Source organism: Algoriphagus antarcticus (assembly GCF_002150685.1).
Classification (GTDB): Bacteria; Bacteroidota; Bacteroidia; order Cytophagales; family Cyclobacteriaceae; genus Algoriphagus; species Algoriphagus antarcticus.
The window spans coordinates 1-7,620 of the sequence record NZ_MSSW01000038.1 but is presented as its reverse complement, the minus strand read 5'-3'; the positions used below and the strand labels follow the sequence as shown (position 1 = coordinate 7,620).

The 7,620-nt window shown below is 42.5% G+C and carries 1 protein-coding gene; it reads left to right on the top strand.

Going from position 1 to position 7,620, the window contains the following annotated elements; translation table 11 throughout:
- The coding region (locus tag BVH04_RS13375) for an HYR domain-containing protein (RefSeq protein WP_140160586.1) at positions 1-7,620 on the top strand (7,620 nt) is incomplete at both ends.

Sequence of the window (7,620 nt, the reverse complement as noted above, 5' to 3'; positions counted from 1 at the left end):
CGGAGCGAGATCGACTGGTTTACGCTTTCAGTTCAACGAGGGTGACAATGCCAACCCCGGTATTATCGCCAACAATTACATTCAGAGCAGCGGTAGCTATGCGCTTTACTTTTACTACAACACCAATCAACGTGTCTATCACAACAGCACCAACAGTACTGGGACAGGAGTGGGATTACATTACAACGGAGCGGCATCCTCGAACAACCTGATCAAGAACAATATTTTCAAGGCCAACACAGGCTATTCTGTAGATGTGCCGAGTTCCACAGGCTTGGTGGAAATGGACTACAATGATCTTTATACTTCAGGAACGAACTTGGGTAAATGGTCATCTACCAATGTGGCGGACTTATTGGCTTGGAGAATCATCTCCTCAAAGGATGCAAACTCCTTGAATGTCGAACCGCAGTATGTTTCTGCTACTGATTTATTGGCACAAAGTCCAAGCTTAACAGACGCTGGACAGGATTTGACTGCTGTGGTTTCAATTGATATTGATGGGAATCCAAGAACAGCTCCCGTCAGCATTGGAGCCAATGAGTTTGCTATAGCGGGAGTGCCTTTGATTGGAGACTATACGCTCGATCCTGCCGGTAGTGGTGTACGAAACTTCACCTCCTTTGCAACAGTTTCAGAAGCGTTGACTTTAAATGGAATTTCGGGTGCTGTTCGTTTCTTGATAGCAGATGGAACCTATAACGGCCAAGTCAATTTAGGTTCAGTTTCAGGAATCTCCGAGACGTTTACGATCACTTTTGAATCCGCAAATGCAAACCCTGATTTAGTTATTATTCAGCATACAACAGATTATACACTTAAGCTAAATAATGCCGAACACTACATCTTCAAAAATCTAACTTTTAAAACTACTGGAGACGCTCAAGTCATCCAAGTTAGAAACAGGGCTACAAATTTACTTTTTGAAGGACTAAAAATAGTAAGCCCTACTGCTACAGGTATCAGTGCAACAAAGAAGGCTATTGATATCTCGCCTTCATTTGGGCAAAATATCCGGGTGCTAAATAGCACAATTACAGGAGGAGTTTACGGTATTTATTTTAGTGTCAATGGCAGTAATAACAGAGCTTCGGGTACAGTTATAAGTGGGAATACGCTAGCTGATGTTGGCTTTAGAGGTATTTATCTGAACAACCAATTGAATCCTCAACTAATTGGAAACACACTAACTACCAGTTCTATTGAGGATCAAATCTCAATCTATGCTGAGAATGTTTCAGAAGGATTATTAGTAGCTAATAATCGGATAGTGAGTGGAAAGGGAAATGCATTAAGGCTTGTGAATATTTCAGGAACATCTACAGATTCCAATTTGATTTACAACAATTTCTTCTACTCAGAAGGACCAAATAGAGCAGTCTATTTATCTACTTCAAGCTACCTTCAGTTTTATCATAATTCGATCTGGAATCAATCCGCAGGGGCAGCTCTGGAATATGTCTCTGGAGGAAATAATAATAAATTCATCAATAATATTTTCCAATCTGGGACAGGCTATGCCTTGAAGCTGTCCAATACAGCTGCTATTGAGGAAAGTAACTATAACAACCTCTTCACTTCGGGAAGCAATCTAGGAGTATGGGGAGTTACTGTTCTTTCGGATATTGCTTCTTGGAGAAGTACTTCTTCTAAAGATTTGAATTCAGTTACTGTTAATTCAGACTTTTTCTCCACATCTAATTTGACTCCTCAAAATGAGGCATTAGCTGCCAATGGGCTTGATTTGACGGCCATTGTTTCCACAGATATTGATGGAAATCCGAGAACAATTCCTGTAAGCTTGGGGGCTGTTGAGTTCACAGCTGTAAATGGATTGGATATTTCTGCCAATGAAATAACTGCACCTGCATCAGATTGTGCTTTGACCTCTCAAGAATCAGTTTCGCTACGAATAGAAAACCTAGGAAGCTCTTTCGCAGAGAATATCACACTAGCCTATTCCATTAATGGCACCGAAATAGCTTCCGAAACTTTGCCCGTAGGAGTGGTTCTTTCTCCAGGTGAAACCTATACTTATACCTTCATTCAGAAAGCTGACCTCAGCTTAAAAAGTGATTACCTAATTCGGGGGTATCTGGTGGGAACCGATGAAAACTCATTAAATGATCAGACCGAAAAGATCATTACTCATTTCCCTGATATCATAGCTACCGTCACCCCTGACCAAACTATCTGTAAAAATACATTTGCTGATTTAGTTGCCACAGGAGGATCATCCTATCTCTGGAGTAACGGTTCTACTAGCGCTGCTATTACAGTATCTCCAGTTGTAACTACTACTTACTCAGTGTTAGTCAGCAACGCTAATGGTTGCTCAGTTGAATTATTTACTACTGTGGAAGTAGCAGATATTCCTAGTTTGGCTTTTGTTGGTGATGCGGGATATGAAAACGTTTTCGTTTCTCCAACAGTAGGAACAGACCAAACGGAATTTACTTTCCGGATTAGGTATTCGGAAGTGAATGGTTCTCTTCCTGGTGCAGGATATCCAAAAGTGGTCATGAATTCTTCACTTCAGAACCTAGAGTTTGCAATGGTAGAAGAAGATGTAGCGGATCTTGATGTAACCAATGGTAAAATATACAAAGTGAGCGTTTCTGGCTTGGCAAATGATGTCGATTGGAACACTCGAATTGAAGCTTCAAATAGCGGTGGTTGCTTTACAAATCCACTTACAAGTAATCGTCCTTTAGTAACTACCGACTTTTTGGATATTGGCATTTTTGCCAATGATATCTTATTTAGCAATGATGAACCGGCTGTAGGAGAGACCTTTACGATTACTGCCAAAATCACAAATACCTCTGATTACCTAGCTGAGAATTTTGACATCTATATTTTCGATGATCAGACGCTTATCAAAACAGATGTAATTGCATCTGTAGCACCTCAATCTTTTACGGAGTACTCGTTTGATTATGCCTTCACCAATTCTGGTTTTCATGAGGTCAAAATAGTGCTTGACTCTGCGCAGGTTCTGCTTGAGAAAAACGAGCTCAATAATTTTGCAATACGTTTCTACGCACTTCCGGAAGGGATTTCGGTTACAGCCAATACAAATAAATCAACTTACTTCCTTGATGAAAATGTAACCATTTCGGGACTGGCAAGCTTTACAGGCTTGGATCCGGCGGTTACGCCAAGGGTGAAAAATGCTATCGTTAGTTGGGTGGTAAGTGATGGAAGAGTCAGGACTACTTCTACTTCATCGCAGGGAAGTTTTTCTACCACCTTTGCTGGATTCCCTGTCACTGGTAATTATACTATTTCTGGAGTGGTGGACGATGGAAGGTTTGTGAAGCCATTTGGTCCTTTGAGTATCTCTGTGATACAGAATCCAGACATTACCGCAAAGGCAGATCTGGTCGGTAAGGTCACCATTGCTTTCGGTTCTAGAAATTATTTTCTAGCTGGAGAGCCGGTAAATGCCACCGCCAAGGTTACCAATGAAGGCGATGCTTTAGCCACGAATTTTGTGGTGCGATATGGCACTTGCGATGGAACCCTAGCTGAATTTGTGGTGGCTTCTCTGAATCCCGGTGAATTCATAGAGTATCCTTTTGTTACGATCCCCAGTACAATCAGCACTTGCACTAGTGGTAATTGCAATGTTTCTATAGTTGTAGATCCATTTAATCAGGTAATTGAAACAGCAGAATACAATAATTCAGATACGAAGAGTTTTAAAAATTATAGTGCTACTCCTGAATTGAGTCCTGAGATTTTCGGCTTTTATGCATTCAATCTAGAAGATCCTTATTCATTCAGTATCAGAGTGAGCAACAATGGCGGAATTGCTACTGCTGAGGTCGTGAATGTTAATGTTTACCTTGATGGAGTACTTTTTGATTCTAGGGATGTTCCGATTATCAATCGATGTGGTGCGGCGAGTTTTACACTTTCAAACACCTTTACAACCACCGAGACTCATACGATAGAGGTAAGAGTGGATGAGCCGATTGGTTCGGGTGAAATAGCAGAAGGGAAAGAGGATGACAATGTCGCTTTTAAGCAGATCGTTTATCTTCCCAAAAAGCCTGATTTGGTAACAGGTAATTATCTTCTATCTGTTGACCCAAAACTTCCAATTCCAGGGCAGAACTTCACCATAAAAGCTAAATTCTTTAATAATGGCTTTACGGATTTGGTAGATGCCTTTGAAAATAAAATCTCCATTCTAGAAGATGGAGTAGAACGCATTGAGACCGCTCGCTATACAGATGGGCTGGTCAAAAAAGCGGCGGATTCATTGGAGATTGTTACCCAAATAGGCAGCTATGGAAATCATAGTATCACTTTTACAACCGATAATCTGGATGAAATAGATGAGGTATCGAACGCTAATAATTCAGCAATATTACCGCTATGCGTGGATTTGAGCCCTTCTGTAGCTAGCCCTTCTGGAGTTTGGAGAGGTGGGTTCCAGGTTTACACTGTTCAAAATCTATATGCCTATATTCAGAATTCGGGAATATTTGTTCCGAGTACTGTAAATGTCAGGTTCTATCTAGATGATATTTTAATCAGCGAAATTACTGTTGATGAGGTGCCTACGAATTATTCAGGATATGGGAAACAAGTTTCTATTCCGTACATTTTTACAGAGGCTGGATCATTTATCTTAAAAGTAGTGGTGGATGAAACGGATGAGATTTCCGAATGTAATGAGGGAGATAATAGCTATTCCAGACAAATCACCATTAATTCCCCAGGACCAGATTTAAGAGTTCTACCACCATATATTTCACCTACCAAAATCAATCCTGATTTAGGTGAAGCAGTCAATGTATTTGTCTCTTTTGATAATTTAGGTATCGTTCCTGCTGGACCATTTAAAGTTCGCTTGAACGTGAATGGCGTTCAGCTAGGTGAGGATGTGCTGGTTGCAGGCGTAGGAGCAGGAGAAGATGGTACAGTTGCTATTACTCAATCTTATAGCAGTGTAGTAGGAGGGTTGAAAGAGCTTCAGGCGATCATAGATGTGGAAGAGGTCTTGGAGGATGCAAACCGGGCTAACAATTCTGCCATCAGAACAATTTTTGTGGGAGATGCGCCAAATTTATTCTTTGAGAATTTGGTGTTAAGCAAGGATTGTCCGGCAAATGGAGAAGCGATCACGGTTGATTTGTCCATTGGAAATGAAGGAGATTTGGGTACCGAGGGAACACTTATTCTGTACCATAAAATAGGGGATGAACTCCAAGAATTAGGAAGACAACAAGTAAGCGTTGGTCCGAAAAGTACTACTGCAATTTCTTTTGATGCCACCGTACTAAGCAACACCTTCGAACTGTTTGCAGAGATCGTTGATGCATATCCTTTTGAATATAATCTGGAAGATAATTCTATAACGAAAGCATATTGTGAAAATGTGAAATCCGTTCTTACTACTTCCGTAATAGGTTCGGGTATCATCACGCGAAGTCCAAACGAGAATAATTTTGAACTAGATTCAGAAGTTACCTTGACGGCTATTCCTGCACTGGGATGGAGTTTCAAGCAATGGCTGGGAGATGCTAGCGGTTCGGCAAGTGAGATCACGATTAACATGGATACTGATAAAAACGTAATCGCTGAATTCGAGGAGATCTTCAGGTTGGATATCAATATCACGAACGAAACCTGTGTTGATGCAGCAAATGGAAGACTTGAAGTACTGATTTTTGCTGGAATTGGACCTTTTACCTTGGAATTGTTCAAGGAAGGAAGCTCAATCAGCACATCGAGTTCAACTCTTTTCGAGAATTTATCTGCAGGTTCTTATGAGGTGAAAGTTACTGATTCCAATTCTACGCTGGTTTCAGAAACTGCTGAAATAATAGTGGGCGATTTGGAAGCTCCAAATATCAATGTAAAGCAGAATATCACTGTCAATCTCAACGAATTCGGAGAAGGTACTTTAACCATTGGGATGGTTGAAAATGGTTCAGTTGATAATTGTGGAATTGGGCAGTATTATTTCGAAGACGGCTTAAGTACCATTGATTTTAGCTGCGCAAATGTTGGGCTAGCCAATTCGGTGACTTACAAAGTCGTAGATACCAATGGCAATGTGGCTACGGAGGTTATTATTGTGACCGTAGCAGAAGAGGTCAAACCTGTAATCACGAATGTTCCTGCGAACATCGCGGTAGACTCAGACGCTGGAACTTGTGCTGCTGTAGTCACCTGGACTGCTCCGGATGCAACAGACAACTGTGGTATCGCTACGTTTACTTCTGATTTTGCCAGTGGAGACAGCTTCCCAGTTGGAGAGACCACGGTGACTTTTACTGCTACCGATATTCACGGCAATGAAGAGATTGCCAGCTTTACGGTGACAGTTACTGATGCCGAGAAGCCAGTAATCACGAATGTTCCTGCGAACATCGCGGTAGACTCAGACGCTGGAATTTGTGCTGCGGCAGTCACCTGGATAGCTCCGGATGCAACAGACAACTGTGGTGTCGCTTCGTTTACTTCAGACTTTGCCAGTGGAGACAGCTTCCCAGTTGGAGAGACCACGGTGACTTTTACTGCTACCGATATTCACGGCAATGAAGAGATTGCCAGCTTTACGGTGACAGTAACTGATGCCGAGAAGCCAGTAATCACGAATGTTCCTGCGAACATCGCGGTAGACTCAGACGCTGGAATTTGTGCTGCGGTAGTCAATTGGACTGCTCCGGATGCAACAGACAACTGTGGTGTCGCTTCGTTTACTTCAGACTTTGCCAGTGGAGACAGCTTCCCTGTTGGAGAGACTACGGTGACGTATACTGCAACAGACATTCATGGAAATGCGGAAACTGCCAGCTTTACGGTGACAGTAACTGATGCCGAGAAGCCAGTAATCACGAATGTTCCTGCGAACATCGCGGTAGACTCAGACGCTGGAATTTGTGCTGCGGCAGTCACCTGGATAGCTCCGGATGCAACAGACAACTGTGATGTCGCTTCGTTTACTTCAGACTTTGCCAGTGGAGTTAGTTTCCCAGTTGGCGAGACCACGGTGACTTATACTGCAACAGACATTCATGGAAATGCGGAAACTGCCAGCTTTACGGTGACAGTAACTGATGCCGAGATGCCAGTAATCACGAATGTTCCTGCGAACATCGCGGTAGACTCAGACGCTGGAATTTGTGCTGCGGCAGTCACCTGGATAGCTCCGGATGCAACAGACAATTGTGGTATCGCTACGTTTACTTCTGATTTTGCCAGTGGAGACAGCTTCCCAGTTGGAGAGACTACGGTGACTTATACCGCTACAGATATTCACGGCAATCAAGAAGCTGCCAGTTTTACGGTTATAGTAGCTGATATTGAGAAGCCAGTGATAACAACCAACGGAAATCAGAATCTGGAAGCAGAGACTGGACTTTGCGAAGCAAGCTTCACGGCGACTGCTTCTGCGACAGATAACTGCTCGGTCGGTGATCCTGTAGGCTTGAGAAGTGACGGTCAACTCTTGACTGATCCTTATCCTGTTGGAGAGACGACCATTGCTTGGAACGTCAGCGATATCCACGGAAATCCTGCTACTGAAGTAATCCAAACCATCACAGTAACTGACAACGAAGTTCCACTGATAACTTGCCCCGTTGACATCAGTAGTAC